This window comes from Bradyrhizobium sp. 61, assembly GCF_023073075.1.
GTDB classification, from domain to species: domain Bacteria; phylum Pseudomonadota; class Alphaproteobacteria; order Rhizobiales; family Xanthobacteraceae; genus Bradyrhizobium; species Bradyrhizobium barranii.
Genome location: NZ_JADPIU010000014.1, coordinates 48,185 through 74,997, shown reverse-complemented (window position 1 = coordinate 74,997; position 26,813 = coordinate 48,185). Strand labels below are relative to the sequence as shown.

21 protein-coding genes are annotated in these 26,813 nt (G+C 65.9%); 6 read left to right on the top strand and 15 right to left on the bottom strand.

The features are described 5' to 3' along the window. Window positions 1-17 precede the first annotated feature (17 nt). The 9 genes from IVB46_RS06380 to IVB46_RS06340 form a co-directional block, all read right to left on the bottom strand. On the bottom strand, window positions 18-1,517 hold the full coding sequence (locus IVB46_RS06380) for an aspartate aminotransferase family protein (protein ID WP_247309205.1): 1,500 nt from the start codon (window positions 1,515-1,517) through the stop codon (window positions 18-20). Beyond that, complete coding sequence (locus IVB46_RS06375; protein WP_247309204.1) at window positions 1,514-2,767, bottom strand: hypothetical protein; 1,254 nt, start codon at window positions 2,765-2,767, stop codon at window positions 1,514-1,516. Before IVB46_RS06375 ends, IVB46_RS06380 begins: the two co-directional genes overlap by 4 nt. A 1-nt stretch (window position 2,768) precedes the next feature. After that, entirely contained in the window at window positions 2,769-4,418 is a 1,650-nt protein-coding gene (locus IVB46_RS06370; protein WP_247309203.1) for a hypothetical protein, read from the bottom strand. After that, window positions 4,408-5,190: a hypothetical protein gene (locus tag IVB46_RS06365; protein ID WP_247309202.1), complete on the bottom strand. Its 783-nt coding sequence runs from the start codon at window positions 5,188-5,190 to the stop codon at window positions 4,408-4,410. Before IVB46_RS06365 ends, IVB46_RS06370 begins: the two co-directional genes overlap by 11 nt. A gap of 72 nt (window positions 5,191-5,262) precedes the next feature. Next, window positions 5,263-7,137, bottom strand: coding sequence for a flagellar protein (locus IVB46_RS06360; RefSeq protein ID WP_247342337.1), 1,875 nt, complete (start codon window positions 7,135-7,137; stop codon window positions 5,263-5,265). A 19-nt stretch (window positions 7,138-7,156) separates the two neighbouring features. Then, entirely contained in the window at window positions 7,157-9,040 is a 1,884-nt protein-coding gene (gene flgK / locus IVB46_RS06355) for a flagellar hook-associated protein FlgK (protein ID WP_247309200.1), read from the bottom strand. Between the two features lie 34 nt (window positions 9,041-9,074). Beyond that, entirely contained in the window at window positions 9,075-11,354 is a 2,280-nt protein-coding gene (locus IVB46_RS06350; RefSeq protein ID WP_247309199.1) for a flagellar hook-basal body complex protein, read from the bottom strand. Window positions 11,355-11,645: 291 nt separating this feature from the next. Then, the gene (gene msrB / locus IVB46_RS06345) at window positions 11,646-12,158 is read right to left on the bottom strand and encodes a peptide-methionine (R)-S-oxide reductase MsrB (RefSeq protein ID WP_247342334.1); all 513 of its coding nucleotides are present in this window, start codon (window positions 12,156-12,158) and stop codon (window positions 11,646-11,648) included. A 108-nt stretch (window positions 12,159-12,266) separates the two neighbouring features. Further along, window positions 12,267-13,703 carry an FAD-binding oxidoreductase gene (locus IVB46_RS06340; protein WP_247309198.1) on the bottom strand — a complete coding sequence of 479 codons (1,437 nt, stop codon included), beginning with the start codon at window positions 13,701-13,703 and terminating at the stop codon, window positions 12,267-12,269. Window positions 13,704-13,796: 93 nt separating this feature from the next. Here IVB46_RS06340 and IVB46_RS06335 point away from each other — a divergent pair, with 93 nt between their 5' ends. Next, a complete protein-coding gene (locus IVB46_RS06335; protein WP_247309197.1) occupies window positions 13,797-14,333 on the top strand; it encodes a histidine phosphatase family protein in 537 nt (178 codons plus the stop codon). A gap of 60 nt (window positions 14,334-14,393) precedes the next feature. Further along, on the top strand, window positions 14,394-14,819 hold the full coding sequence (locus IVB46_RS06330) for a universal stress protein (RefSeq protein ID WP_071917342.1): 426 nt from the start codon (window positions 14,394-14,396) through the stop codon (window positions 14,817-14,819). Between the two features lie 150 nt (window positions 14,820-14,969). Here the strand turns inward: IVB46_RS06330 and IVB46_RS06325 are convergent, their stop codons facing one another. Continuing rightward, entirely contained in the window at window positions 14,970-15,206 is a 237-nt protein-coding gene (locus IVB46_RS06325) for a DUF1127 domain-containing protein (protein WP_071912174.1), read from the bottom strand. Between the two features lie 185 nt (window positions 15,207-15,391). Here IVB46_RS06325 and IVB46_RS06320 point away from each other — a divergent pair, with 185 nt between their 5' ends. Continuing rightward, window positions 15,392-16,735 (top strand): PLP-dependent aminotransferase family protein, encoded by a 1,344-nt coding sequence (locus tag IVB46_RS06320; protein ID WP_014493975.1) that lies wholly within the window; start codon window positions 15,392-15,394, stop codon window positions 16,733-16,735. 70 nt (window positions 16,736-16,805) lie between these two features. Here IVB46_RS06320 and IVB46_RS06315 read toward each other — a convergent pair whose 3' ends face one another. Beyond that, a complete protein-coding gene (locus IVB46_RS06315; protein WP_247342331.1) occupies window positions 16,806-17,405 on the bottom strand; it encodes a YdcF family protein in 600 nt (199 codons plus the stop codon). Between the two features lie 62 nt (window positions 17,406-17,467). After that, window positions 17,468-18,055 (bottom strand): hypothetical protein, encoded by a 588-nt coding sequence (locus IVB46_RS06310; RefSeq protein WP_247309196.1) that lies wholly within the window; start codon window positions 18,053-18,055, stop codon window positions 17,468-17,470. Between the two features lie 79 nt (window positions 18,056-18,134). Here IVB46_RS06310 and IVB46_RS06305 point away from each other — a divergent pair, with 79 nt between their 5' ends. Beyond that, window positions 18,135-18,569, top strand: coding sequence for a hypothetical protein (locus IVB46_RS06305; protein WP_028148540.1), 435 nt, complete (start codon window positions 18,135-18,137; stop codon window positions 18,567-18,569). A gap of 3 nt (window positions 18,570-18,572) precedes the next feature. Here IVB46_RS06305 and IVB46_RS06300 read toward each other — a convergent pair whose 3' ends face one another. From IVB46_RS06300 to IVB46_RS06290, 3 genes are all read right to left on the bottom strand, one after another. Further along, entirely contained in the window at window positions 18,573-20,972 is a 2,400-nt protein-coding gene (locus tag IVB46_RS06300; protein ID WP_247309195.1) for an EAL domain-containing protein, read from the bottom strand. Between the two features lie 104 nt (window positions 20,973-21,076). Further along, window positions 21,077-22,510 carry an MFS transporter gene (locus IVB46_RS06295; RefSeq protein ID WP_247309194.1) on the bottom strand — a complete coding sequence of 478 codons (1,434 nt, stop codon included), beginning with the start codon at window positions 22,508-22,510 and terminating at the stop codon, window positions 21,077-21,079. Window positions 22,511-22,651: 141 nt separating this feature from the next. After that, on the bottom strand, window positions 22,652-23,158 hold the full coding sequence (locus IVB46_RS06290; RefSeq protein WP_247309193.1) for a ferritin-like domain-containing protein: 507 nt from the start codon (window positions 23,156-23,158) through the stop codon (window positions 22,652-22,654). Window positions 23,159-23,602: 444 nt separating this feature from the next. Between IVB46_RS06290 and IVB46_RS06285 the strand changes: the two genes are divergently transcribed. Beyond that, window positions 23,603-24,685 carry a YbhN family protein gene (locus tag IVB46_RS06285; RefSeq protein ID WP_247309192.1) on the top strand — a complete coding sequence of 361 codons (1,083 nt, stop codon included), beginning with the start codon at window positions 23,603-23,605 and terminating at the stop codon, window positions 24,683-24,685. 90 nt (window positions 24,686-24,775) lie between these two features. Beyond that, window positions 24,776-26,725 (top strand): hypothetical protein, encoded by a 1,950-nt coding sequence (locus tag IVB46_RS06280; RefSeq protein ID WP_247309191.1) that lies wholly within the window; start codon window positions 24,776-24,778, stop codon window positions 26,723-26,725. Window positions 26,726-26,813: the final 88 nt, after the last annotated feature.

Sequence of the window (26,813 nt, the reverse complement as noted above, 5' to 3'; positions counted from 1 at the left end):
TTGGGCTGCATGCTTGGTCACTGCGCCGCCAGCGGCGGCGCCTCGACCTCAATCAGACCACCGCCGGTCCGCCGCGCGCCGAACTCCAGCACCGCGGCCACAAGCGCGTCGATGTCCGTCTCGTCGGTACGGTGATTGACGATGGCAGCGCGGATCGCGAACCTGCCGTCCAGCGTCGTGCTCGAGGGCGCCGCAACGCCGGACTCCTGGACATCGGCGACGATCTCGCGATTGACCGCATCGTCGGCGCGGTAGCGGAAGCAGACGATGTTGAGGTTCACCGGTGCCAGCAATTCCAGCCGCGGCTCGGCCAGCACGCGCGTCTCCAGATACTTCGCCAGCGCGCAGCTTCGCGCGATCACCGCACCCAGCCGGTCGGTGCCGAACGTCTTCAGCGTGAACCAGGTCTTCAGCGCGCGGAAGCCGCGCGACAGGTCGGGGCCGAGATCGCAGGGCCAGACTGCACCCGCCGCAAGGCCCCTCGCCTCGCGGCGCAGATAGGCCGCGGGCTGCGCAAAGGCCCGCCGGTGCTGCTCGCCGTCGCGCACCAGCAGGAAGCCGGCGTCGTAGGGCACCTGCCCCCATTTATGGAAGTCGAGCGCAATGGAATCGGCGAGCTCGATGCCGCCTAGCATGGGCGCGAGCTCGGGCGAGAAGATCGCGAGCGCCCCGAAGGCGCCATCGACGTGAAACCAGATTCCTTCCTCGCGGCACAGCGCAGCGATGGCCTTGAGGTCGTCGATCGCGCCGATATCGACCGTGCCGGCGGAAGCGACGACGAGAAACGGCTTGAAGCCGACCTCGCGGTCGACAGCGATCTGCGCGCGTAGCGCGGCGACGTCGATGCGATGATCGGCATCGACATCGATCTTGCGCAGCGCATCGGTGCCGAGCCCGGCGATGTCCATCGCCCTGGAGACACAGCCATGCGCGGCCCGCGACGTGTAGGCCGTGAGCAGCGCGCCGTCATTGCCGATGCCGTGCTGCCGCGCCAGCGTCCCGAGCGCAGCGGTGCGCGCCACCAGCACCGCCATCAAATTGGCCATCGACGTGCCCGTGACGAAGATGCCGCTCGCAGTCTCCGGGAAATCAAACAGGCGCCGCATCCACGCGACGATCTGGCGCTCGACTTCGATCGGCATGTGATCGCGCCCGCCGAGATTGGCATTGAGGCCAGCTGCGAGCATCTCCGCGAGCATGCCGACCGCGGTGCCGCCGCCATGCACCCAGCCCATGAACCCGGGATGGACATTGCCGGTCGCATATGGTGCGACATGCTCGGCGAATTCGCGATAGACATCGGCAAGGCCGCTCGCCTCGCGCGGCACGTCGGCCTTCAATGCCGCGCGGATGCCGTCGGGAATCGGCTGCCACACCGGCCGCGCGCGAACATTGGCGATGCCGTCGATCGTCTCGTCCAGCATGCGATGGGCGAGCGTGCGAAATTCTCTCCAGTCCTGCGGATCGAGCGAAGCCTGCGCGACGGAGCTTTGCGCGTTGCGGATGATCTCGTTCATGCTGCGCTCGCCTTGCCCTCTCCTGCGTGCCGCGACAGCATCGCCGTGAACGCGGCAAAGATCTTGAGCATCTGCGGCGGCTTGTACGGAAACACGACCGGCGGATCCATGTTGTGCACGACGGCGGTGTTGTCGGCTTCGAAGACCAGCAGCTCGCGGTTCTGGTTCTCGGCGCAATCGACGATGAAATAATCGAGGCCGACGCGCCGGCTCATCTCGTCGAGCGCGGCCTTGTGGCGCGCGGCGAAGGCGTGGTCGAAGTCCAGCATGAAGACGGCCTCTTCAGCCCGCTTCTCCTCGCTGAACGCCATGTAGGCGTTGAGATACCAGATGTCCCAGCGATCGGCGATCGCCATGTGGCAGGCGTAGGGCTTGCCGTCGACCATGGCGAGACGATATTTGCGATAGAGCCCGTCGGGGCTCGCATAATCGACGAAGCGCGCGACGAAGAAATCCTGCTCCTCGCGCTCGGAGAGATAGGCCGCGAGTGCCGGCGCATCGTCGAGCTTCGCGAGCCCGACACCGGCATGCGTGCCGCGCGGCCGCGCGATCATCGGAAAGCGTAATTCGCCGGCGATGTCCTCGCAAGCGACCCGGCCCTGCGCGAGATCCGTCAATTGCGCGCGCGTCGCGTGGATGGTTGATGGAATCTCGAGACCAGCGATGCCCGCCAGCAGCCGATACAGCTTGTCGCGATCGAGGTTGCCGATGAGATCGGGGCGATTGAGCAGCGGACGCGGCCAGTGCGGCGCAGCCTTTTCGATCAGGGCGAGCGTTTCCCGGCATTCCTCGGAATCGGATGCAACCACGATGGCAACGTCGTGATCGGGCAACGTTTCAGGCAAGCCGACATCCTTGGTCACATAGAGTGTCAGCAGCTCGAAATCGGAGCCTTCGAGCAGGAATTCGATCGGCGTGTTGCCGCCCATGTCGATGTCGGCCGCAAGGGCGAGCACGCGCAAGCCGGGCTTCGGAGCCGCAGCGGGCGTGCGAAACAATTGATGGAAGGTCAGCACCTCCGACTGGATCGCCAGCCCCGCCGCCTTGTCGCCGAGTAGCTGGACGATCAGCGATAGGTCAAGGCCTTCGCCCGCGTGCGCTGCTCCTTCCGTGATCCGCGTGACGAGCTGATCGCGCAGTGGCTGCAGATCGACACCTTCGAACGCCTGGCGCGTCAGCTGCGCAAAGCCGATGCGGTCGGCATAGTTCGGCACGGTCACGCCGATCGGCGCGGAAACTGGATGCTGCATCTCATACCTCGAAGGCGGACTTTTCCGGCGCGGTTGCGGCTGCGCCGCGGTCAAGCAGCAGCTCAATCTTCACCAGGACATGAGCGATGCGATCAAGCAGGTGCTGCACATTGCGTCGTGCCTGCGCCATATCCGGCGACCAGGCCTCGGTCACGAGCCGGGCGCCGACGCAGAGGCGCAGCACGGCTTGCGGCGCATCGTCCTGCCGCTCCAGCCGGACCGGCTGGCCGATCAGGCTACGCTGGACGGCGATCTGCCGGTCCGCCGCGCTGCCGCTGATCTCCACGTTCATGTCACGCCGCAGCGCCCGGTGGACGGCGCCGGTCTCGGCAATCGAGACCGGCTTGCCGTCGCGCAGCAGCATGAACGGAAAGATCGTGGCGTGCGCGAACTCCTCGTCGTCCCCGGCAGTCTTCTCGGTCGCCGTTGGAACGGGTTGAAGCGACGGCGACAGCGCAATCATGCCGTCGATGCCGGCGGCAAGCTCGGCCAGCGCCCTGACGCGGAAAGCTCCGGGCACGGCGTAGTAGCTGCCGATCTCCGCGAGCGCCGCCTCCCAGCGCAGCCATTGTCCGAAATTCGGCCGGCGCTCGAAGCGTGAGCGCAGCGCCGTCCAGGCCATCGGCCAATCGCAGCGGCCGGCATAGTCGAAGAAGCCCGGCGCAATCCCCTCTATCCGGTCGAGCGACCGCGAAAACCCTTTCGGCACCAGCAGCGCGCCGCTGAAGGCAGGGCCGCCGAAGAATTTCGAGCCGGTGATCAGCACCATATAGCCGCGGTCGAGATAGGTGCGCAGCCGGCGGCGGCCGAGCAGCGCCTGACAGGCGTCGACGACGACCTGAACCTTGCGCGGCCAGCGCCGCGCGATCTCGTCGAGACAGGCCACGCTCGGCGCGTGCCAGCCGAGCTTCGAGGAATCCATGATCTGAAGCAGCACGGGCGCACCTTGCGCGATCGTCGCTTCGATCGCACCCAGCACCGCGGCATCGGTGTCGGCGCGCATCGCGATCCCGGGCCCGGCCCGAAGCAGCGGCAACGTCACGCTGGCGCCGGCGAGTCCGGCAACCGCGCCGTCCTTGCGCACGGCAAGGCCGCTCGCCGTCATGGAGCTGAAATGGTGACCGCGCGCGGTATGGGCCGTGCCGCTACCGGTCTGGTCGGCACCGACCACGATCGTCACTGGCGGGGCGCCGAGCACCGCACGCGCCAGGAACAGGGCGTGGAGCTGAGAATCCGTCCCGGACGGCGAGAACACGACGTCGACGCGCGGCGAGAGCTGGAGATGGCCGCGCAACTCCTCGCGCATGTCCTCGCAGCGCGCATCGAAGGCGATCTCGACCTCGTCGAACAGGCACCTGTGCATCAGCTCTTCGCGCGCCAGCGCGGCGCGGTCATAGGCGAGTTGCGAGATCGTCGATGCCGTCGAGGAGGCGAAATTCCAGATCTCCGGTTCCGGCGAGGCTGCGCAGCCATAGGCGTTGACGCGATCCTCTGCGTCGAGCGCCAGCCGCGGATCTCCGCCGGAGACGAGCAGCGTGTCCAATGGCGTGAAGAGATCGCGCAGGCGGTAGCGCGAGCCGCCGTCGAATGTGCGCTCGGGGACTGACAGACCGGATGCGCCGGCGCTCATCCCGGAAGGCTCACGCCGCATCGGCAGCTGCCGCGGGCGCGGCTGCGAATTGCGAGGCGATGTCGCCGTGGAACACCGACGGCCCGACGTGATCCAGCGAGCTCTCGATGTCGGCCCAGATCTCGCCGCCGATGTCGGTCCAGCGCTTGCAGAAGGCGAAGTCCTCGGAAAGATAAGTTCCCGTCGCCGGATCGATCATGCATTCGAACAGCGCGAAGCGGTTCTGGCTCGCCGCCAGCGTGTCGTGCGAATGCTCACGGAAGAATTGCAGGCCGGCATAGTTGGGATGGCGGCACATCGCCTCCAGCACGTGGCGGCGGATCATCAGGAAGCCGGTGCCGGCGTAGCGCACGCGGGTAAAACCGTTGACCACCACGATGCGGTCGGGATCCTCGATCTCGAGCACATAATCGAGCGCGGCCGCCGGCACATCCGTGCGGCCGGACTCGATCGCCCGCCTCGCCTTGTCCCAATTGACCCGCTTGATCGGATAACAGCCGGCGACGACATCCGCGCCGCATTCGATCAGCCGGAACACCTGCTCGGGCTTGAAGCCGATATCGGCGTCGATGAACAGGAAATGGGTCGCTTTTGGATCGTCGAGGAACATCGCGGCCAGATTGGCCCGCGCGCGCGTGATCAGCGCATCGCCGTCGCGCAAGAGCACCTTGAGCTCGAGATTGGACATGCCGTGCACGGCGCGCTGGAGCGCGAAGATCGAGCTCGCATAAATGCTCGAGACCTGCCCGCCGAAGCACGGCGTGGCCACCACCAGCTGCATCTTGTCCGACATCGACGGCCCCCGCCCCGCTCAACTCCTCACCAAAAGGTAAAGAGGCATGGTTAACGGCGTCTTAATGCGCCGTTACAGGAACTTGACGAGCGACAGCTGCGCGAGTTTCGAGGTAACTTGGTAGGACGCCTGAAGCGCATTCTGGAGCGACAAGAGCTCGCTCGCCACCTGATCCGGCGAGGCCGATTCCGCCTGGTCGATGATGGACTGGAGCTGCGCCTTGGCCTGGGTCTGGCGCGTGCCTGCGTCCTTCATCGTGTTCTGGGCCATCGCGAGGTCCGTTTGGATGTCCTCGATATGCTGCTGGCCGGGCTGCTTCGTCAGCGATTGCGTCACCCGCAGGCTCAGCGCGGAGACCTGCCCGCCCGCATACTGGCTGGTCGGCGAGGTCGAGAACGTCCCGAACACGGCGATCGCCTGCAATTGCTGGCGGATCGCGTCCTCGTTGGCCTGCGCGCCATATTGCACCGTGACCGAATCATCGACCCGCGCCATCGCCGTGGAGCGCGGCGAGCCGGGCCCGTCATTGCCGGTGTACCATTTCACGGTATTGGCCGATCCGTTGACCAGCGTCGTCGCCGAACTCGCCGGTGAAGAACCGACGCGCAATGGCGGCTGCGTCGCGGTGACCGGCGTCGAGCCGAAGCCGAGCGCGTTGAGTGCGCCCGAGTTCGAGGTCGTGATGTTGAGGCTCGCCGCGTCGTCCGTGTTGATCGTGATCGAGCCGCCATGCACGGTCGAAGGCTTCGACGTGCCCGTGATCTGGTCGATCTTCCTCATCAGCGTCTGGATGCTGTCGCCGACATTGAGCTGGTTGCCGGTCGCGCCCGAATTAACGAAGGTCAGCGTGGTGCCGTTCACGGTGATGGTGTCACCGGCGCCGAAGCCCGGCGAGATCGAGTTCGAGGGGCTCGCGCCGGACAGCGCCGTTGCTCCGCTGATCGGAGCCGGCGGGGCCGCCTGGTTGTTGACGGGCGCACCGATCGCGGAGCTTGCGGTGTTGAAGAAATTGTCGCCGGCCGTGATCGCGGATGCCGCGACAAGCGAGGTGTTGGCGAGCTTCGTGATCGCGGTGTTCAATGCCGTGTTAAGATTCGTGGCGGTGTTGCCGGGAGTCGTCGCGTCGATCGCGAAGCTGCCGATCGGCGTTGGCGTGGCCGTGGACGCGGTCAGGTCGACCTGCCCGGTGGTGCCGTCCGGCAGCGTGAATTGGACGCTCAGCTTGTCGCCATCGTTCGGGTTGAGGCCGTTGAGATCGACCGAGAACGACACCGGCGAGCCGCTCGGGCCGGTGACCGTCGCACCCGTCAGCGTCGAGGACACCGCCGCGATCTTCATTCCGAACGGCGATCCGGCGACGTCCTCGGATACCCGCACCGAGCTCGGCGTCGGCTGCGTCTGCACCAGCCGTCCCATGCCGTTGGCACCGAGGTCGGCGGCCTGGCGTTCCGCCATGACGGTCTTGAAGCCCGCCTGCGTGGTCGTGCCGTTGATGATGTCGCCGGCATTGGCAACCGACTGCGTGTTGAACGCCGTCCCGGAGAACAGATAGCGGTTGCCCGACTGCGTGTTGAGAACGCCGACCATCGAACCGAACTGCGAAGCGGCTGTGTTCTGCACGACGGTCTGTCCGTTGACGTTGAGATCCTGCGCGGTGCTTGCGGAGCCGGTCTGCACCGTGTTGCGGATCGTCGTGAGCGACTGGAGCGCGGTATTGGCGAGGTTGATGTTCACGTTCACGTTCGTGATCGTGTCGGTATAGGCGGCGATGTTGGAGAGCTGCGAGCGCCCGGCGATCGCAAAGCCCTCGTTGGTGCCCATCCCGGAATAGTTCTGCGACAGCTTGCCGGTCGCGAGCTGCGTCGACAGGTCGGTGAGCTGCTGATTGATGTTGCGGATCTGCGCGCCGAGGACCGACGAAGAGTAGTTGATGCTGCTGATCGACATCTTTCAGAACCTGTACTGGTTACACTTGAGCCTGGATCAACGTGTTCATCATGCTCTGCACCACCGACATGACGTGGGCGTTGGCGGCATAGGCATTCTGAAGCTGGATCAGGTTCGACATCTCCGAGTCCAGATTGACGCTGGAGGTCGAGTCGAACTTGGCCTGGAGCGTCGAGACCACGACGCTCTGGCCCTGCTGGAGCTGGGTGGCCTGGGTCGAGGCGTTGGCCTGGACGCTCAGGAACTGCTGGAGGTAGTTCGAGACGCTGCCGGTGAAGGGCTGGTTCGCCGAGCCGAGGCCGGTCGTCGGCGAATAGGAAAACACCGCATTGGTGAGCTGCGAATAGAGATAGTCCGAGCGCGTGGTGTCGCCGGCGGGCGTCACCGGCGACGTGTTGTAGACGGACAGCCGCGTGGGATCGCTGACCAGCTGCGTGTTCACGGCGATGCGCCCGGCAAGGCCGGTCATCTGCGAGCCCGAGGCGGTGATCGCACCGGTGTAGAGCGCCTGCCCGCCGTCGGTGAACACCGCCAGCTGCGGGCTGCCCGAGGTCAGCGACGAGATCGTCTTGGTGGTCGAGGCCGAATTGACCTGGGCAAGGCCGGTATTGTCATCGGTCACCCGCAGCGTCGTGGCCGTCGCCGGCGACGGAGCGGCGGAGAACGTCAGGTGCGAACCTGAGAGCGCGGTGTTGAGCGCAGCGGCGATCGCATTCATGCCGCCGGAGAAATTGACGCCCACCCGCATCGGGTTGGCATTGGTGGCGTTCTGGAGCGGCAGCGCCGCCGGATCGGTCACGTTGACGAGCGTGATCTGGCGCTGGGTGTTGGTCGCCGTGTCTTTGTAGGTGATGTTGACCGTATTGCCCGGCTGCGCACCGGCAAGGTCGAGATCGAATCCGGCCGGCGGGCCGGACACCGTGCTGCCGGCCGTGGTCTTGTCGGACAGCGCGCTCGACATCGTCGCGGCGAGCTGGTCGATCTGGTTCTGCGCCTGCACCAGCGTCTGGTCGCGCAGCTTGAGATCAGCCGCGATCTGGCCGGAGGAGACCACGTTGTTGGCGACGACGTCGAGCTGCGAGCCGTTCGGCAGCTTGATGTTGAGCGCACCGACGCCCGACTTGGCCGGGTCGGCGTTGTAGAGCGAGGTCGCCGACAGCGCGCCGGCGGAGGCAAAGGTGAATTGCGAGGCGAGCCCGGCGCCGACGAGCTGGATGCCTGTCGTGGTGTAGATATTGGCCTGGTTCGAACCGTCGGTGGTGACGCGAACGTCGACATATTTCGACAGCGTGTTGATGGCCTGGTCGCGCTGGTCCATCAGCGTCGCGGCGGACGGGTCGTTTGCCGACAAGCCCTGAAGCTTGGTGTTGATGTCGGCGACCTGCTGCATCGCCGCGTTGGCCTGCTGTGCCGAGGTGCCGAGATCCTGCTCGACGTTGGAGCGCAGCGACTGGATGCCGTTGGTGGTGACGTTGAGCTGCTTCGCCAACGCCTGCGCCGCGCCGAGGGCAACCGTCTGCGCCGACGACGAGCCGGCGCTGGTCGACAGCGCCTGCAACGCCGTGGTGAATTTGTTCAGCGCGGTTTCGAGCGTGCCGCTGTTGCCGGGCGTGCCGTAGACACTCTGAAGCTGCTTCAGGATGTTGGCCATCTGGTCGGCGTAACCGCTGCCGCCGGTCTCGGTGCGCAGCTGGTTCTGCACAAAGGTGTCGAGCTCCCGGCTGACGCCGGTCGTCATCGCCGTCGAGCCGAAATCGCCGGTGGTGACCTCGATCTGGTTCGGCCTCTGGACGACGTAACCCGGCGTCTGCGAGTTGGCGACGTTCGAGGAGACGATCGAGAGCGCGGCCTGGTTGGCACGCAGACCGCTCATCGCACTGGCGAGGGCTGAACTCAAACCCATATCACTAGCCGCCTTTGGTTACGTCACGCGCCGATCAGCGCAACACGTTCAAGAGATCCTGCACCATCGAATTCGCTGTCGTGATCACCTTGGTGTTGGCCGAATAGGCCTGCTGGGTCACGATCAGCTTGGTGAATTCGTCGGCGATGTCGGTGTTCGAGCCTTCCAGCGACGAGCCGCTGATGCTGCCCGACGCGCCGTCGATCGCTGTGCCCGACTGTTCGGTCGCGGCGTAGGCGCCGCCGTCGAGGGCCTTGAGGTAATTGGTGCCGTTGAAGTGCGACAGCGTCACCTGGGCGAGGTTGAGGTTCTGGCCGTTGGAGAAGGTGCCGACCACGAGGCCGCTGTTGTTGACGGCAACCGAGCGGAGCTGACCGGCGGCGTAGCCGTTCTGCGTGATGGTGTTGATCGTCACCGCGCCGCTGGTGCTGGCATATTGCGTCAGCCCGCCCGAGGACATGTTGAAGGCGACCGAGCCGAGCGACTGGCCGCCGACGCTGACGTTGTTGATGGTGATGCCCGATCCGCTCGGCGAGGTCAGCGAGCCGTCGCTAGCAAAGGTGAAGGCCTGCCCGGTGTTGACCCAGCCGACCGTCGTGCCGGTCGCATTCGGATCGGTCTGGTAGAACAGGTTCCAGGTGTCGGAATGGCCGGTGCCCAGCGAGGCGCTGTCGGTCTTGGCCCAACGCAGCTGCAGGTTCACCGGCGTGCCCGCGGCGTTGTAGGCGGTGACCGCACCGCCGCTGATCGATTCCTTGGTGAACGTGGCGATGTCGTTGCCGATCACGCCGCCGGTGCCGGCAGTGCCGCCACCGCCGCGGTTCTTGGAGATGGACGACGTGAAGCCGAGCGCGGCGAAGGCGCTGCTGTTGTTGGGGCTCGTCACCGTCAAGGTGGGATTGGCGATACCGGTATTCAGGGTGATCACGCCGTTGCTGATCGAAGAACCGCTCGCTCCGCTGAGCGTGTCGATCTGGCTGAGCAGAGTCGCTATGGAGTCGGTGATGTTGATCTGGTTCGGAGGGGTAGCGCCGGAGGCCACGAAGGTGATCGTATTGGCAGCTCCCGTGCCGTTGACCTGGATCGTGTTGCCGACCACGAAGGGCGTCGAGAGGACTTCCGCCCCGCCGGGCGTCGCGGTGCCGCCGAGCTGTGTACCACTCGTAATCGCGGGAGTGGACAGCACGTTACCGCCGCGCGTCACGCTGCTGACGCCGAGCAATCCTGCCGCAGTGCCGCCGATCGTCACGTCGGCCGTGGTGCTGGTCGTGATCTGGATGTTGCCGCTGGCATTCATAGTCACGCTGGAGGCGGGAACGCCGGCTCCAGACGCGATCGCGCTGAGGACATCCGACATCAGTGCGCTGGTGGGCGACTTCAGACCAACCGTAGTGACCGCCGGGGGGCCCGCAACCGTCGAAACGCCCGAGACGGTGTTGTCGAAGTTGATTGTTTGGCCGTTGACCGTCAACGACTTGCCGGCCAGGTTGGTGAGAAGGCTGGTGTTGAGATGCGTGGCCAAGCCCGCATCGAGAGACGTGCTGCCAGTTGCCACCGCCGAAGCGCTGTCCAGCAGTGCCACCGAGCCAGTAGCGGTCGTCGCCGTATAGGCCGAGCGCAGATTGCCGGTGGCCGCCGCGCCGGAGACCGTCGCATTCGAATAGGGCGGCGGCGGCGTGCCGACGATCAGCGGGTTGGCGGCGAAATCGGACGGGTTCAGGCCGCCGGCCGCCAGCAGCGTGCCGCTCGCCGCGGTCGAGCTCGCCCCCGTGTTCGGCACGCTCGGCAGGTTCGCGGCGTACTGGATCGAGGTTGTCGCCTGTGCCGGGATGAAGTTGTTCTGGAATTTCAGGACGGACGCCACATTGCCGGTCGGGTTGCCGGTCTTGGGGTCGACCGTGACACCCATCAGGTAGTAGCCGGCGCCATTGACGAGATTGCCGTTGGAATTGAGCTGGAAGTCGCCGCGGCGGGTGTAGTAGGTGACGCCGCTGAACTGCGGCAAGTTGTCGACGACGTTAGTCGCCTTCTGGATCGAGAAGAAGCCGTCGCCGGTGATCGCCATGTTGGTCGCGACGGAGGAGGACGAGATCGTACCCTGGGTGGTGATGGTCGCCTTGGCGTTGGCCGTCACACCGCCCGCGACCTGCTTGCTCGGGACCGAGGCGTCGGGGATGAGATCGACGAAGCTGGTGCCGATGCCCTTGTAACCGGTGGTGGATGAGTTCGCGATGTTGCCTGAAATGTTCTGCAGCGCGTAGGACTGCGCCTGCAGGCCACCCACCGAGGTGTTCATTGCATCGAAGATACCCATAACTTTGTCTCCAGATCCGATCTCGGCGGCCGGTCGACCATGGCCGCAGTCGGAAGAGACAGTCGCAAGGGCTATGCCAATGCGGGTATTCTCAGGAAATCAATGACTTGAATGGGAAGGCCCCGGTCCGATGACCGGGGCACAATTGCCGGGCCGGCAACAATTGCCGGGGCATCGGGTCATTCCGGGGCGGCCCGCAGCACCGAACTCAGGTGCGCAATTGCGCACCTGAGAAGCTCGAGATTCCGGATTCGATGATCACGCATCGCTCCGGAATGACTCCAGCGAGACCTACGTTGCCGACGCGGCGGCCGGGTGGAAGACGAGCCCGAAACCGTCGATGCAATAGCGCAATCCGGTCGGCTTCGGACCGTCGTCGAAGATGTGGCCGAGATGGCCGCCGCAGCGCCGGCAATGCACTTCGGTGCGCACCATGCCGAAGGTACGGTCCTCCGTCTTGCCGACATTGCCTTCGATCGGCTGGTAGAAGCTCGGCCAACCCGTGCCGCTCTCGAACTTGGTGTCGGATGCGAACAGCGGCAGGTCGCAGCCGGCGCAGGCGAAGATGCCCTTGCGGTGTTCCTTGAGCAGCGGGCTGGAGCCTGGCCTCTCGGTGCCCTCCTTACGGAGGATTTCATATTGCTGCGGGGTGAGCTGGGCGCGCCACTCGGCGTCCGTCTTCTCGATCTCGAATTTTTGCGCGGCCTTCTCTCCAGCCTCGGCGGGCGTTCCTCTCAACCAGCGGAAGGCCGAAAGGCCGAACAGGCCGGCAACAGTTGTCAGCAGGATGCGGCGGTCAAACATCTGATTCTCCGTGCGCGGGGGAGTCCACGCTCTGAGATACGGGCTCTAACGGCCGACGTTACACGTCCGGGCGGGGTTTTTCTCAACTTATCGCGAGACACCCTGGTCCTACGAGGCCGGTTCCACATCCTCGGCCATAGGTTTCGGCGGAGGGGTCGGCCGCGGCCGGACGCCGGGCGGCGGACGGCGAGGACCAGTGCCGGCGGCCCGGTTGGCTTCAGCGAGGCGCGCCTCGCGTTCCCGGTCCTTGACCCGCGCACGCTCGCGGTAGCGGGCGAGCGAGCCTGCGGCGGCGGAACTCGCCCTGCCCCAAACTCCCACCAATTGGCCCGCGACCCGCCCGGTCGTGCCGCCCGCCCAGACCAGCTCGAACGGCGAGAACAGCTTCCAGCGCTCGTCACCCCACAAAATGCTGCGCGCGATCAGCTGCCCGGCCATGGCCGAGGTGTTCATGCCCTGGCGGCCGAACCCGCTCGCCACCCACAGGCCTTTGCGCAACTGGCCGATCTGCGGCATGCCGTGCACGGTCTGGCCGGTGACGCCGCCGAACATGTCGGTGATCTCGACATCGCCGAACTGGGGGAAAATCGATCTGATCCGCCGCCTGACCGCGCCCGCAAAGCGCTGCGGACGCGCGGCCCAGGTGGTCTCGGGGCTTTCCCACATCAGGCGGTCGCCGTCGACGACACGGAAATGGTCGACCCCGTCGGAATCCATCACCGATCCCGTGAACGCCACGATCTCGTGCACGCGCTCGCCGAGCGGCGCGGTAATCCCGGCATAGCGCCAGACCGGCAGCAGCGTCTCCGACAGGCGCCTCAAGGGCGCTCCGAGGTGGATGTTGCCGGCGAGCACGATGTGGGTGGCGCGCAGCCGCGCCGAGGGCGTGACGATGCGCTTGCGGATGCCGGAATGATCGATGCTGACGACCGGCGTATCCTCGAATATGCGCGCTCCCGCTCGCCGCGCCAGCGCTGCGAGGCCGTGCACATATTTGCGGCCGTCGAGCTGGAATGCCCGGGGATAATAGACGCCGTGGAAGTAACGGTCGGTCTTGAGCGCCTCGCGGACGCGATCCACCTGCCAGCCCTCGACCTCCGTGTCGAAATCCTCGTGGAGCACCTGCAACCGGCTGATCAGCCGGTCGCCGGCATCGACGTTGGAGACCTCCAGCACGCCATCGCTCGGGCCAATGCCGGGCATGTTCTCTTCGGTGGCGTTGGCCCGGACGAACTCGGCGCCCTCCTTCGCCAGTGTCCACAATTCGCGCGCGTCCTCGAAGCCGATGCGCTCGATCAAATCGGCGAGCGGCAGCGCAAAGCCAGGCATCACTGTGCCGAGCTGGTTTCCGGAGGCGTTCCAGCCGATATGGCGGCCCTCGAGCACCGCGACGCTGGCTCCGAGCCGGGCTGCCTCCAGCGCGATGGAGAGCCCGGCAAGCCCGGCCCCGATCACGCAGATGTCGGCGTCGAGATCAAACGACAGTCGCGTGCGTTCACGAAAGCCGGCTTCTTCCTGGGATACGCTTGTGAAAGTCTCGCTCATGTCGTTTCCTTAAAGGACCGATCGGGCCCTTGTCACCTTGTCCTCAACCGGCGCCTGTAGATTATTCTGGACGCGTAACGATTCGAGAATGCCATGCGCCGTTTGATGCTGCTGCGTCACGCCAAGACCGAGACTGACGCGCCGAGCGGCCGTGACCAGGATCGTCGCCTCGACGACCGCGGCCACAAGGATGCCGCGCAGATCGGGGATTGGCTCGCCACCCATCCCCCCTTCCCCAAGGCCGTGCTGGTGTCGCACGCCGTCCGGGCCCGGCAGACCTGGGACACTGCCTGGGAGACGATGAAGGACCGCGTCGCAGCGCCGCAGGTGGAGGTCCTGCCCGAACTCTACGGCGCCGATCCCGCCCAGATCCTGGAATCCATTCGCACTGCAACCGTTCCGGCCAACCCGAAGCAGTTGCTGCTGGTGGGCCACAATCCCGGCATGCACGAGGCCGCGCTGATGCTGATGGGCGGCGGCGATCCGGCCGGCGCCAAGGCGCTCGCTCACAATCTGCCCACGTCGGGGCTTGCGGTCTTCGACTTTGACGTCAAGGATTGGGGTGACGTGGCCTACCGCCGCGGCAAACTGGTGCTGTTCGTCAGCCCCAAGCTGCTTCGATCGGGTTGAGACGCGCGGGGCGCGCCGTCTCGACCGGTTGATCCCAGCTTGGTCAATTGGGAGGCGCAGATGTTCAAGTCCATCCTCGTGCCCATCGACCTCGCCGACACCGATCTGGCCAAGCCGGCGCTCGCGACCGCGATAACGCTGTCGCAGACCTGGAGCGGATCGATACGACTGCTCAACGTGCTGCCGATGACGCCGGTGATGCTCGCCGAATACGTCCCGGCCGATTTCGACGAGCAGCAGCGCCAGACCTCCGAGGAAGCGCTCGCCATCGTCGCGCGGGAGTCAGGCATCGAGACGGGGCGCATTTCCAGCGTGGTGCGACAGGGCGGCATCTATCATGAGATCCTGGAGGAGGCCATGCACATGAAGGCCGACCTGATTGTGATGACCTCGCACCGGCCGGCGATGCGCACCTATTTCCTCGGCTCCAATGCCGGGCACGTCGTGCGCTACGCCAAGTGCTCGGTGCTGGTGGTCAGGCACTGAGCGCCACAACAAACGCTGTCATTGCGAACGTAGCGAAGCAATCCAGAGTCTTTCCGCGGTGGCAGTCTGGATTGCTTCGCTCCGCTCGCAATGACGACGCGGAGGCATTGTCACCACGCCCGGACTTGCGGGCGTGGTGACCGAACAAACTCACAGATACCGCGTCAGCTCGGCCTTGAACTGCCCGTAGACGGCGTCCTCGATCTGGCTGCGCGTGATCCCGATGTCGCGCAAGGCGTGGTCGTCGAGCTCGTTCAGCGTCTTGACGGCAGAGCGGCGCTCCAGGCGGTCGAACAGCGCATGGGCGACGTTGGCGAGCGTGCTGAAAAATCCGCCCGACGAGGATGGGCGTAAACTCCGCCCGGCAGTTTGCGAGATCGTGGTCATTTTTCTTCTCCGGCCTATTGTCCGCGCAGCGAAGCAGGTGCCGTTGGCGCGGACGCTGTGAGCGCCTGCACCTCATTTGCCGTCAGATTGCTCTCGCTCTCCTCGGCTCAATCGCGGAACTTGATGGAACTTAAATGCTCCAGTACACTACTCGGAGCAAGTAAAACATTGCTCTCGGTGCAATAATGTCCAAGTTCGAATACGTGAAGCTTGCCGATGCCATTGCGGCCGATATCACTAAAGGCACGTTAAGGCCCGGCGACCGGCTGCCGCCACAGCGCAACTTTGCCTATGACCGCGGCATCGCGGTCTCGACCGCGAGCCGGGTTTATACGGAGTTGCTTCGCCGCGGGCTCGTCGTCGGCGAGGTCGGCCGCGGCACCTTCATCTCCGGCGACATCAAGCGCGAGGTCGAGGCGTTGAGCGAGCCGCGCGACGCGCGGATCGATTTCGAGGTCAATTATCCGTTATTGCCGCAGCAATGGGCGATGATCGCCAAGAGCCTTGCCGGGCTCGAGCGCGTCGATGCGCTCGAATCCGCCCTGCGCGTCTCGACCAGCACCGGCACCAAGAGCGCGCGCAATGCGGCCGTCGCCTATCTCGCGCGCAAGGATTTCACGCCGCAGGCCGAGCAGATCGTCTTCACCGCCAACGGCAAGCAGTCGCTCGCCGCCGCACTCGCCGCCCTCGTTCCCACCGGCGGCCGCTGCGGTGTCGAGGCGCTGACCTACCCTTACGTCAAGAGCATCGCGGCCCGGCTCGGCGTGACGCTGGTCCCGATTCCGATGGACGAATACGGCGCGCGTCCCGATGCGATCCAGAAAGCGCATCGCGAAGCGCATCTGTCGGCGCTGTATCTTCAGCCCATCATCCAGAACCCGCTCGGCGTCACCATGAACGCGACGCGGCGCGCCGACATCATGCGCGTCGCCGAGAAGCTCGATCTCACCATCATCGAGGACGCCGTCTACGGCTTCCTCGCCGACGACACGCCGCTGGCAGCGCTCGGGCCGGACCGTTGCATCGTGATCGACAGCCTGTCCAAGAAGGTCGCACCCGGCCTCGCGCTCGGCATCCTCGTGACCCCGCCGCATCTGCGCGAGAGCGTGATGAGCGCGGTCCGGACCGGCGGCTGGATCGCCTCGGGCCATGCGCTGGCGTCCGGGCAGCGGCTGATGGCCGACGGCACCGTCGCCGAGCTGACGCGGCTGAAACGGATCGACGCTGCGCGCCGGCAGCAGACCGCGGCAAGGCTGCTTGCCGGCTACCAGATCGCGGCCGACGCCCGCTCCTATCATCTCTGGCTGACACTGCCGCCGCACTGGCGCTCGCAGACCTTCGTCGCCGCAGCTGCCCGGCGCGGCATCGCACTGACGCCATCCTCGACGTTTGCAATTGCGCATGGACACGCACCGAACGCGGTGCGGCTCGCGCTCGCCCCGCCCTCGCTCGAGCAGCTCGATTCCGGCCTGCGCACGCTCGTGTCGCTGCTCGGTACCAAGGAAGAGGATTTCGACTCGACTGAGTAAGCCAGAGCGTTGCGAGCGAAGTGATACCGGTTCGAAAACGCGTCGCGACAAAGATCCGGCCCTTCGCCGCTCAGGCCGCCGGCCATTCCGCGATAAAGCCCCTCGCCTTGTACGGCTCGATCTTGTCCCATTCGTGCAGGACACGCCGGCGAAACTCGACATCGGTGTGCCAGAGCGCGCGCGGCGTCGCAAAGCTGTCGACGGTGAGCAGCATCTTCTCGGCTTCAGGCCAGTGCCGGTGCAGCGTCATCGGGTAGCGGCGCGCCGTCCAGGTGTTGCCGAGGCAGATCACGCTCCGGATGTTTCGCAGCCCAAGCGCCGCATCAATGATCGGCAGCGAGAAGATCACGTTCTCGCCGGTGTTCATCGCGCGATGTTCCTCGAGGATGAGGTCCGCGGGAATGCCGGCCGCGACCATCGCTGCCTTGATGATGGTGCACTCAGATTGCTCCGAGCCCGGCGTCACACCACCGCTGACAATCGACCAGCGGAAAAGGCCCTCGCGCCACAGCCTCGCGGCGGTGTCGGCGCGCAAGCCAACGTCCTCGCGGGTGCCGAACATGAACAACAGATCGGCCGGCCGGAGCGGCGTATCGATCAGATGCGTGCGGTTGATTTCGACGATCTCATCCGCTGTAGGCTGGCGCCTGTTGCGATCCATGGTTGGCATGACAGCACGATGCGACACCGGCGCAGGAGCGCGAAGTCACGTTTGATTGCCGCCGATTGCACCTAAGGCAGCAACGCCTTCGGCACACGATCAAAGCTGTAGCTGTGCGGCTGGTTGCGCCGCACGAAGCCGCCGACCTGCCAGGCGAACAGTGCGGCAAAGCCGATGATGAACAGGGCGCCGGCGAACTCCCCGATCATGAGCGCGCGGATCAGAAGCCCCGTCATCGCCACCGTCAGCACCGCCAGGAAGGCCAGCACCGCCGCATAGGTCTTGCGGCCGAGGCCTGCGGTCAATTCGGCGCGGCTGCCGGCTTGGGCCATCCGTGCGTGCAATTCGATGATGAAATCGCGAAAACCGTTGTCCTGCGGCGCCATCAGCGCCGCGGTCTGCCAGCTCGTCGACAGGATCCTGATGCGGCCGCCGCCGGCGTGGCTGACATCGGCGCGAAAGCGGTGCTGCTGCATCGACACCGGGCGAAACGACAGCCGGATCGCCGAGATCTCGTCATAGCGCCACAGGCCGGAGCGGCCGGCGATGTGCCAGGACAGGCCCGCGTCCGTCAGCTCGAAACGATGCGCAGAGCCGATCAGCGACGCCTTGTAGGCGTAGCTCGTGACCGACGGGCCTTGCGCTCCCGAAACCTGCATCCCCACAATCAATCCCGTCCGCGCAATCCCGCCTGCGATCGGCTTGCGCGATCGCCCTCGCCCATCCTACAAGCGGGGCATGGCTGAGACGACCTTTTTTCCGCGCCGCCTGATTCTCGGCGCTGCCGTGATCTCCGGAGTGCTGCTCGCGCTCGCGGTGCACATGCTGGGCGCGCGCTACGGGCTCGATCTCGGCGGGCTCTGGCATTCCGACACGCACGAATTCATACCCGCGGGCGCAGCGATCGCCTGGTGGTTGATTGCCACGGTCGGTTTCTCCGGCGGCTATTTCACGGCGACATTGATGCAAAGCGCCGTCTCCGGGCAGATCCCGCAGCGGATGCGGCAATTCCTGATCGCGGTCGGCGTGCTGCTGCTTGCCGGTGCGGGCCAGGTGGCCGCGGCGCCGAGCCCGATCCCGTCCGTCTCGGGCGTGCTCGCCGGGCTGGCCGCGCTATGTCTTGGCGCCGTGATGGCGTTTTGCGGCGCGCATTTCGCGCTACGCCGCGGCTAGACATCAGGCCGAGGCGAGCAGCCGCGGCCGGTTCAGCATCAACGCGACATCAGATGCGGGCCGCGGCTTGCTGAAAAGATAGCCCTGCGCCTGGGTGCAGCCCTCGCGCCGCAGCAGCTCGAGCTGCGCGTCGTTCTCGACGCCTTCCGCCGTGGTGACGATGCCGAGGCTGCGCCCGAGGCCGGTCACGGCGCGGATGATCGCCATGGAATCCTCGCGCGTCGCAAGCTCCGACACGAAGGAGCGGTCGATCTTGATCTTGTCGAACGGGAAGCTGCGCAGGTAGCTCAGCGACGAATAGCCGGTGCCGAAATCGTCGAGCGAGATCCGCACGCCCATGGCGCGCAGCTCGTGCAGGGTGGTCAGCGTCGCCTCGCTGTTCTGGAGCAGCACCGATTCGGTGATCTCGAGCTCGAGCCGCCGCGCTGCGAGCCCTGAGGCGGCCAGCGCATCGGTCACGGATGCGATCAGGTTCTGACTCTTGAACTGCACCGGCGACAGGTTGACGGCGACATCGACATCGTCCGGCCAGGTGGCGGCGTCACTGCAGGCGCTGCGCAGCACGAACTCGCCGAGCTGGACGATGAGGCCGGTCTCCTCGGCCACCGGAATGAAGTTGATGGGGGCGATCAGGCCGCGCTGCGGATGGTTCCAGCGCAACAGCGCCTCGAAGGCGACGACGCGACCGCTGGCGACGTCGCGGATCGGCTGGTAGTACGCCTCGAACTCGTCGCGCAGCAACGCCGCCCGCAAGTCCATCTCCAGCAGCCGCCGCGCCTGCGCGCGCGCATCCATGCCGGTCTCGAAGAAGCGATAGGTACCGCGGCCGTCCGCCTTGGCGCGGTACAGCGCGAGGTCGGCGTTCTTCAACAGCTCGTCCGGATTATCGCTGTCCTGCGGCGACAGCGAGATGCCGATCGAGACGCCGATCACGATCTGATGGTCGTGGATCTCGTAAGGCGCGGAGATCACCTCGACTAGGCGGCCGGCAAGGGCTCGCGCCGCGGCTTCCTCGGAGCGCCCGATCTGGACCACGGCGAACTCGTCGCCACCGAGGCGCGCCACGGTGTCGCTCGCGCCGACAGTGGCCTTCAGCCTGCGACCGACTTCCTTGAGCAGCGCATCGCCGATGGGATGGCCGAGCGAGTCGTTGATGTCCTTGAAGTGATCGAGATCGAGGCACAGCACCGCGAGCTGGTCGCCCGACTTCGCCCGGCCCAGTCCCTGCTCGAGCTGCTCGTGGAACAGCACGCGGTTCGGCAGATTGGTCAGCGCGTCATGGCGCGCCATGTGCGAGATCTTGGCCTGCGCCTCCAGCCATTCGGTGATGTCCTCGAAGGTCGCGACCCAGCCGCCGCCCTGCATCGGCTGGTTGACGACGCGGATGGAGCGACCCAACCGGGTGACGACCTGGCTGGTCGTGCGGCCCTCGCGCGCGTCGACCACGAGGCGCGCGAAGAATTCGCCCGCATCGCCCTGCCACTGGCCCTTGGCCTGCTCCTCCCGCAACACGTCGACGAGCAGGCGGCCGGCGAGCGGAATGTCGGTGCGGCCGAGCAACGCTGCGTAGCGCTCGTTGAAGAGCTGGATCTTGCCGTCCGCATCGAACATGCACAGTCCCTGCGACATGTTCTCGAGCGCGGTATCCAGCACGACCTGCTGGCGTCCCAGTTCGCCCTTGGCACGGCGGTCGAGCAGAGCCGCCGCGAGCGCGATCGCGATGATCGCAGCGGCGGCGCTGGCGGTGAGGATCGACAATGAGGCCGGCGGGATCGACAGGCCGCTGATCACGACCGCAGGATCCGGCGTCAGCTCCACGGCGCCCATGGCGGTGAAATGATGCGAGACGATGGCAAGCGTCAGCAGCACAGTCGCGCCGAGCGCGCCCGCAAGGCTGTCGCGGCGCCCTGCAACGACCAGGGCAAGCGACCCGAGGACGATGCCGAGCACGATCGAGACCGTCACTGTGCCGGTCGTCCAGCCGATGTGCGCGGGAATCTCGAGCGCCATCATACCGGTGTAGTGCATGGCGGCAACGCCGCCACCAACGACGGCGCCGCCGAGCGCAACCAGGCCCGCCCGCGTCACCGACACCGAGATGCTCAGCCCGATGAAGGTGACCGCGATCGCGAAGATCAGCGACAGGACCGTCAACGGAATGTTGTAAGCGCCGCCCGCACCCGGACCGTAAGCCTGCATCGCGATGAAATGGGTCGCCCAGATGCCGCCGCCGGCGACAACGGCATCAAGCGCGACCCACGATACGCGAGCTCCCCCGCGCGCCGCACGCGCGCGGTGGAACAGGCTGATCGCCGCCGCGCTGGCGAGCAGACATACCGCTCCGCCGAGTGCGACCAGACGCCAATCATGCTGATCCGTCAGGCAGTAAAGAACTTGATACATTGCCGGCCCCTATTCCAACCGCACTAGAGCCGGCAGAGATGGACAGTCGGTAACCGGCTATGCGCCGGTTTCGGGAATGGTGAACAGAGAATGTGTGGGATCGCTCACATTGAGCGCCCTTGCGCCTTTGCGTCAGGTGCATTTGCGCCGAGGCCGATCACGGCGGCGGCGAGCAGCAGGACGGCCGCCGATATGATTAGCGACTGGTGAAGGCCCGTCATGAATGCACTGTCCGAAGCCACCAGCGAGCCGAACAGCGCGACGCCGAGCACGCTGCCGGTCTGTCGCGTCGCGTTCAGGACACCGGCGGCGATGCCGGAGCGCGCCTTGTCGATGCTGCCGAGCAAGGTGGAGGTCAGCGGCGGCACCAGCAGGCCAAGTCCACCGCTGATCGCGATCATCTGCGCAAAGATCGCCCAGTAGCTGGTCCCGGCTTCGGTCCAGAGCAGCCCGAGACAGCCGAGCGCCGAGATACAGGCGCCGACCACGATGGTCGGGCACGAGCCGATGCGCTCGGCCACACGCGGCGCCAGCAGGTTGACGGGCAGCACCGCCCCCATCATCGGCACGAAGGCGAGCCCGGTCCACCAGGCCGACAGCCCGTTGATCCTCTGGAAATACAGGCTCAGCACGAAGATCAGGCCGTAGATCGCGATGTTGACGAGGAGGCCGACGATCGTGGTCAGGGTAAACAGCCGGTGACGGAACAGCGACAGCGGCAGCATCGGCTGCACGGTGCGGCTCTCGCGCCAGACGAAGAGCACCGCGAATGCGGCTGAGGCAACGAATGCTGCGATCACGGCTGGATGGCTCCAGCCGAGCGCGCCAGCTTCGATGATCGCGCCGGCAAGCGTGCCCAACGCGGCGATCGCGGCGAGCTGGCCGGGCAGATCGATCTCGCGCGCGCGCGACCGCGTGGTCTCGCTAGCGTAGCGCCAGCTCAGCCACAAGCCGGCAAGACCGATCGGCAGGTTGACCAGGAAGATCGCGCGCCAGCCGACCAGCGTGATCAGCGCGCCGCCGACGAAGGGACCGGCAGTCAGCGCCAGGCTCGCTCCGGCGGCCCAGACCGCCACGGCGCGGCCACGCTCGCGGTCGTCCGCATAAGCATGATTGAGCAGCGCCAGGGAATTCGGCACCAGGATCGCCGCCGCCAGCCCCTGGACCAGCCGCGCTGCGATCAGCACGGCCGCATTGGGCGACATCGCGCAGGCGAGCGAGGCCGCGGTGAAGATGGCGAACCCCGCCATGAAGATGCGCTTGGCGCCGATGCGATCGCCGAGCGCACCGGCGGTCAGAATGAAGGCGGCAAAGGCGATGGTGTAGGCGCTGACCACCCATTGCAGCTCGGCGACGCCGCCGCCGAGCGATTTGCCCATCGCATCCAGCGCGGTGTTGACGATGGTGACGTCGAGCTGGACCACGCCATAGCCGAGGCTCATCGCGGCAAGCGTGAGGGATGTCGCAAAGCGCGAGCCGGCACGCTGCGCAGCGGCTCCGCCGTCGAGGGGTTCATATTTGATGGTGCTGGCTCGCATGCTGCCGCCTCGGTTGCAGCCCCATGCGAAACATACGCCTCCAGACCGCCATCATGTTTCGACAATGACCGAATGATGGATGCGTCATACGCGAGCGCCGCGCGGGATGACCGCGCGACGCCTTGCGCAGCAACGCCGGCCCTAACTCGCCGCGCGCCGGTTGACCTTGCTCTCGGCGAGCGTGGTCAGCTTCCTGTCGGTCGCCTTCTCTTCTTCCAGCGTCTTGGCGAGCACGGTGGCGCAGTCGTTGCGGCCGAGCTGCTTGGCCCAGGCAATCAGGCTGCCGTAGCGGACGATCTCGTAATGCTCCGCGGCCTGGGCCGCATTGATCAGGGCGGCGTCCAGCACCGCCTTGTCGGCGACTTCACCGGCGGTCTCGTCGGCTTCCTCGATGATGCCGTCGATGGCCGGGCAGTCGACCGCCTTCACCTGCGCGCCGTGCATCTTGAACACTTCCTCGAGCCGCTTGACGTGCTGCCTGGTTTCTTCGAGGTGCGTCAAAAAGCCCTGCTTCAGCTGCGGATCGGTGGCCTTATCTGCCATTCTCGGCAGCGCCTTGGTAAGCTGCTGCTCGGCGTAATAGATGTCCTGAAGCTGGTGCACGAACAGGTCGTTCATGGTCTTGATGTCTTTTGTGAACAGTCCCATCGTTCCGATCCTCGCGGTTTCGGGAACACGGAGGCGTCGGCTCGCACGAAAAGCCGATGATTCCGCCATGTTCGATTGCTGATGGAGCGCTAACCGGCGCACGGTACCGACGTTCCCAAAAAGCTCGCATCGCTTGCGTTGGAACAATGCCGACTGCGGGCGGACACGAAATCATGTCAAGATGCGGACGCGCGTTCCAGGCAGGTGCCCCGACTCATATGCTTAACGCGCGCCCGATATGAACCACATATGACAAAAGCGGCGGTCCACCGCAGAACCTATCGGTCGAACGCAGAACCTATCGTTGTCAAGGGCTGCACAAGTCGCTGTTTTTGCCTTAAATGAGCTACACCATGCCTAGCGGTCGAAGCCCATTTCGGGCAGTGATCGCACCCGACCGGCCAATGTCTGGCCGATCGGTCTTGCCCCCCGCCGGGAGGATGAATGCACGGACTGCTGCCCGCGCTGAAGCGCGGCTTCAAGAGATGGATCGGCTGGCGACGGCTCGGTGTTGCTGCGAGCGTCTTCATCATCGCCTTCGCGATCACAACGCTTGCGCGCACTCTCAAGGACATCGATACCGGCGTCATCCTGACCGCGTTGACCGAGATTCCCCGCGGGAATATCGGGCTGGCGGCGATCTGCGTCGTCTTCGCGTTCTGTACGCTGACCTTCTACGACTATTTTGCACTGCGAACGATCGGCAAGAAGCATGTGCCCTATCGCATCGCAGCACTCTCCAGCTTCACGTCCTATTCGATCGGCCACAACATCGGCGCCACCGTTTTTACCGGCGGCGCGATCCGCTTCCGGATCTATTCGGACTACGGGCTGAACGCGATCGACGTCGCGAAGATCTGTTTCCTGTCAGGCCTGACCTTCTGGCTCGGTAACATCTTCGTGCTCTCGATCGGCATGGTCATCCATCCGGATGCCGCCTCATCGATGGATCAACTGCCGTCGTCGATCAACCGGCTGATCGGGCTCGGCGGCCTCGCCTCGATCGGCGCCTATCTGGTCTGGCTCTGCATGGGCGAGAAGCGCCGCGAGCTCGGCCAGAAGGGCTGGAAAGTGGTGCTGCCCTCGGCGCCGCTGACGCTGGTCCAGATCCTGATCGGCGTGGTCGATCTCGGCTTCTGCGCCACGGCGATGTACCTGCTGATGCCGGCCAATCCGTCGATCGACTTCATGTCGCTGGCGGTGGTGTTCATCCTGGCGACGCTGATCGGCTTTGCCAGCCACGCGCCCGGCTCGATCGGCGTGTTTGATGTCGCCATGCTGGTCGCGCTGCCCGAATTCGGCCGCGAGCAGCTTCTGGCGACCCTGCTGGTCTTCCGCATCCTCTATTTCGTGATCCCGTTCGGCCTCGCCATCTCCATCATGGGCGCGCGCGAGCTCTGGATGAACGTGGTGGAGCCCTGGCACGAGCGGCGGCGGCTGGCCGAGGCCTGCGCGCAAGGCAACCTGCCCAAGCAGGTAGCAGCGATGGAACGCGAGCGGTCGTTGCGACAGGCCAGCAAGCGGTAAGGCGGGCGGGCGACCGTCAGACAAAGGTTGCGGGCGGGGCAGCAATGCTCTCTTATTTCCGCCTCAACTTTGCCGTTGAACACGCGGGCCATGATCCCTTTTTCCTTTCGTACCCTCCCCGCAGGCCTCCTGCTGCTTGCCGGGATTCTGACGTCTTTGCCGCTCGAGCGCGCCGCCGCGCAGAACGCCGGTGCGATGCAGATATCCTGGGAGGTGCGCAACCGCTTCCGCCTGTTCCGCGAGGAGCGCGACTTCCAGCTCCATGTCGAGAACGCGCGTAACCGCAGCATCCTCGCCGCCGAGCAGTCGCTGGAGCTCCAGAGCGAGGGCCGCGGCTGGGCCCGCAACATGGTCAACCGGCTCTGCATCGACCTCCAAGGCCGGGTCAACCAGCCCTGCACCCGCGACAACGTCAAAGAGAATTACCTCACCCCGACCGACCATCCGGTGACCGTGCGCCTGACCGGCGCGGTGCCGGTCGGCGCCACCTGCGCCTGGTCGTTCGACGACGGCGACGGGCCGCAGACCTCGACTTTCGATTGCGCCGAGCCGATCAACCTGCGCGTCCGCTACGGCAAGCAGACGGTCGCGAGCGTCGACGTCTCCTCCGGCTCCGATCCGACCCAGCGCGTCCAGGCCGAGATCCAGGTCCGCGACATCTTCGTCGCCGGGCTCGGCGACAGCATCGCCTCCGGCGAAGGCAATCCCGACCGGCCGCTGGCGCTGTCGGACGAAGGCTTCTGCTTCCGCTCCTATCTCGGTACCGCCGGTGCGCAATACTACCGGCCGAGCCGTGCCGGCTATAAAGGTGGCCGCGCCTGCGAAGCACCCGACACGCTCGCCAACTGGCAGCATTACGGCGCGCTCTGGTTCAACTCGCCCTGCCACCGCTCGCTCTACAGCTACCAGGCCCGCACGGCTCTCGCGCTCGCGGTGCGCTACACCCACATCGCGGTGACCTTTCTGCCACTCGCCTGCACCGGCGCCAGCATCGGCGACGGTCTGCTGGGCTCGCAGCGCGCCCGCGAATGCCCGCCCGGCAAGACGGGCGTCTGCAACACCAGCGTGAACGCCCAGGTCGCCGAGCTGCGTGAGGCGCTCACCGCGGCGAAAAAGCGCCAGCCGGACCGCACGCTCGATCTCGTGCTGCTCTCGGTCGGCGCCAACGACGTCTATTTCTCCGGCCTCGTCGCCGACGTCATCGTCGACACCGCGACCGAGCGCGCGCTGTTCCGCCGCTCCGGCGTAATGGCGAGCGTCGACGATTCCCGCGATGCACTGGCGCGCGAGCTGCCGCAGAATTTCGCCAAGCTGCGCGAGGCGCTGAAGCCGCTCGTCGGCGGCGACCTCTCGCACGTGGTCTATGTCTCCTACGCCAATCCCGCGCTCGCCGATGGCGGCGTGCCCTGCCGCGGCGGCCGCGCCGGGTTCGACATCCATCCGTCCTTCAACGCCGATCCGCAGCGCCTCGCTCGCGTCTCGACCTTCGTCGACACCGAATTCCTGCCGCAGCTGAAGGGGCTCGCCACCTGCACGCGCGGCGCACTGTGCCGCGATCCCGAAGCCGATCGCATGACCTTCGTGGACTCGCACCAGGCAGTGTTCGCCGATCACGGCTTCTGCGCCCATGCGGGCAACGATCCCGAATTCGACCGCACGTGTTTCGCCGAGAACGGCCAGAGCTTCAATCCCGATATCGTGAGCGCGGCGAGCCAGCCGATGCTGTGCGGCCGCGGCGCCTCGGAGTATCGCGCCTACCTGCCGCGCGCGCGCTGGATCCGCGATGCCAATGACAGCTATTTTGCCGCGATGACCTATCCGCAAGGCCTGCCGGCGGCGAGCCAACCGACCGACATCCACGACGCCACCTGGGGCGTCCTCTCCGCCGTCTACGGCGGCGCCGTGCATCCAAGCGCGGAAGGCCACGCCGCGATGGCGGACGCCGCACTGCCGGCCGCGAGCAGCGTGCTCGGCCTCGATGCCGTGCCGCCCGGCGTCACGCGCGGCCTGTTGGCGCCGCTGCTGGGCACGCAGCAATAGCACGACACTGCTCCCACATACGCGCTGTCATCGCCCGCAAAGGCGGGCGATCCAGTACTCCGTGACAGCGGTGATTGAATCGAGAGGC

Excerpts from the sequence above, each read along its gene's own strand:
- IVB46_RS06350 (WP_247309199.1), bottom strand. The coding sequence starts at position 11,354 with ATGGGTATCTTCGATGCAATGAACACCTCGGTGGGTGGCCTGCAGGCG.
- IVB46_RS06335 (WP_247309197.1), top strand. The coding sequence starts at position 13,797 with ATGCGCCGTTTGATGCTGCTGCGTCACGCCAAGACCGAGACTGACGCG.
- IVB46_RS06300 (WP_247309195.1), bottom strand. The coding sequence starts at position 20,972 with ATGTATCAAGTTCTTTACTGCCTGACGGATCAGCATGATTGGCGTCTG.
- IVB46_RS06340 (WP_247309198.1), bottom strand. The coding sequence starts at position 13,703 with ATGAGCGAGACTTTCACAAGCGTATCCCAGGAAGAAGCCGGCTTTCGT.
- flgK (WP_247309200.1), bottom strand. The coding sequence starts at position 9,040 with ATGGGTTTGAGTTCAGCCCTCGCCAGTGCGATGAGCGGTCTGCGTGCC.
- IVB46_RS06375 (WP_247309204.1), bottom strand. The coding sequence starts at position 2,767 with ATGCAGCATCCAGTTTCCGCGCCGATCGGCGTGACCGTGCCGAACTAT.
- msrB (WP_247342334.1), bottom strand. The coding sequence starts at position 12,158 with ATGTTTGACCGCCGCATCCTGCTGACAACTGTTGCCGGCCTGTTCGGC.
- IVB46_RS06290 (WP_247309193.1), bottom strand. The coding sequence starts at position 23,158 with ATGGGACTGTTCACAAAAGACATCAAGACCATGAACGACCTGTTCGTG.
- IVB46_RS06295 (WP_247309194.1), bottom strand. The coding sequence starts at position 22,510 with ATGCGAGCCAGCACCATCAAATATGAACCCCTCGACGGCGGAGCCGCT.
- IVB46_RS06360 (WP_247342337.1), bottom strand. The coding sequence starts at position 7,137 with ATGTCGATCAGCAGCATCAACTACTCTTCGTCGGTCCTCGGCGCGCAG.
- IVB46_RS06365 (WP_247309202.1), bottom strand. The coding sequence starts at position 5,190 with ATGTCGGACAAGATGCAGCTGGTGGTGGCCACGCCGTGCTTCGGCGGG.
- IVB46_RS06325 (WP_071912174.1), bottom strand. The coding sequence starts at position 15,206 with ATGACCACGATCTCGCAAACTGCCGGGCGGAGTTTACGCCCATCCTCG.
- IVB46_RS06310 (WP_247309196.1), bottom strand. The coding sequence starts at position 18,055 with ATGCAGGTTTCGGGAGCGCAAGGCCCGTCGGTCACGAGCTACGCCTAC.
- IVB46_RS06320 (WP_014493975.1), top strand. The coding sequence starts at position 15,392 with ATGTCCAAGTTCGAATACGTGAAGCTTGCCGATGCCATTGCGGCCGAT.
- IVB46_RS06315 (WP_247342331.1), bottom strand. The coding sequence starts at position 17,405 with ATGCCAACCATGGATCGCAACAGGCGCCAGCCTACAGCGGATGAGATC.
- IVB46_RS06285 (WP_247309192.1), top strand. The coding sequence starts at position 23,603 with ATGCACGGACTGCTGCCCGCGCTGAAGCGCGGCTTCAAGAGATGGATC.
- IVB46_RS06305 (WP_028148540.1), top strand. The coding sequence starts at position 18,135 with ATGGCTGAGACGACCTTTTTTCCGCGCCGCCTGATTCTCGGCGCTGCC.
- IVB46_RS06380 (WP_247309205.1), bottom strand. The coding sequence starts at position 1,517 with ATGAACGAGATCATCCGCAACGCGCAAAGCTCCGTCGCGCAGGCTTCG.
- IVB46_RS06330 (WP_071917342.1), top strand. The coding sequence starts at position 14,394 with ATGTTCAAGTCCATCCTCGTGCCCATCGACCTCGCCGACACCGATCTG.
- IVB46_RS06370 (WP_247309203.1), bottom strand. The coding sequence starts at position 4,418 with ATGCGGCGTGAGCCTTCCGGGATGAGCGCCGGCGCATCCGGTCTGTCA.
- IVB46_RS06280 (WP_247309191.1), top strand. The coding sequence starts at position 24,776 with ATGATCCCTTTTTCCTTTCGTACCCTCCCCGCAGGCCTCCTGCTGCTT.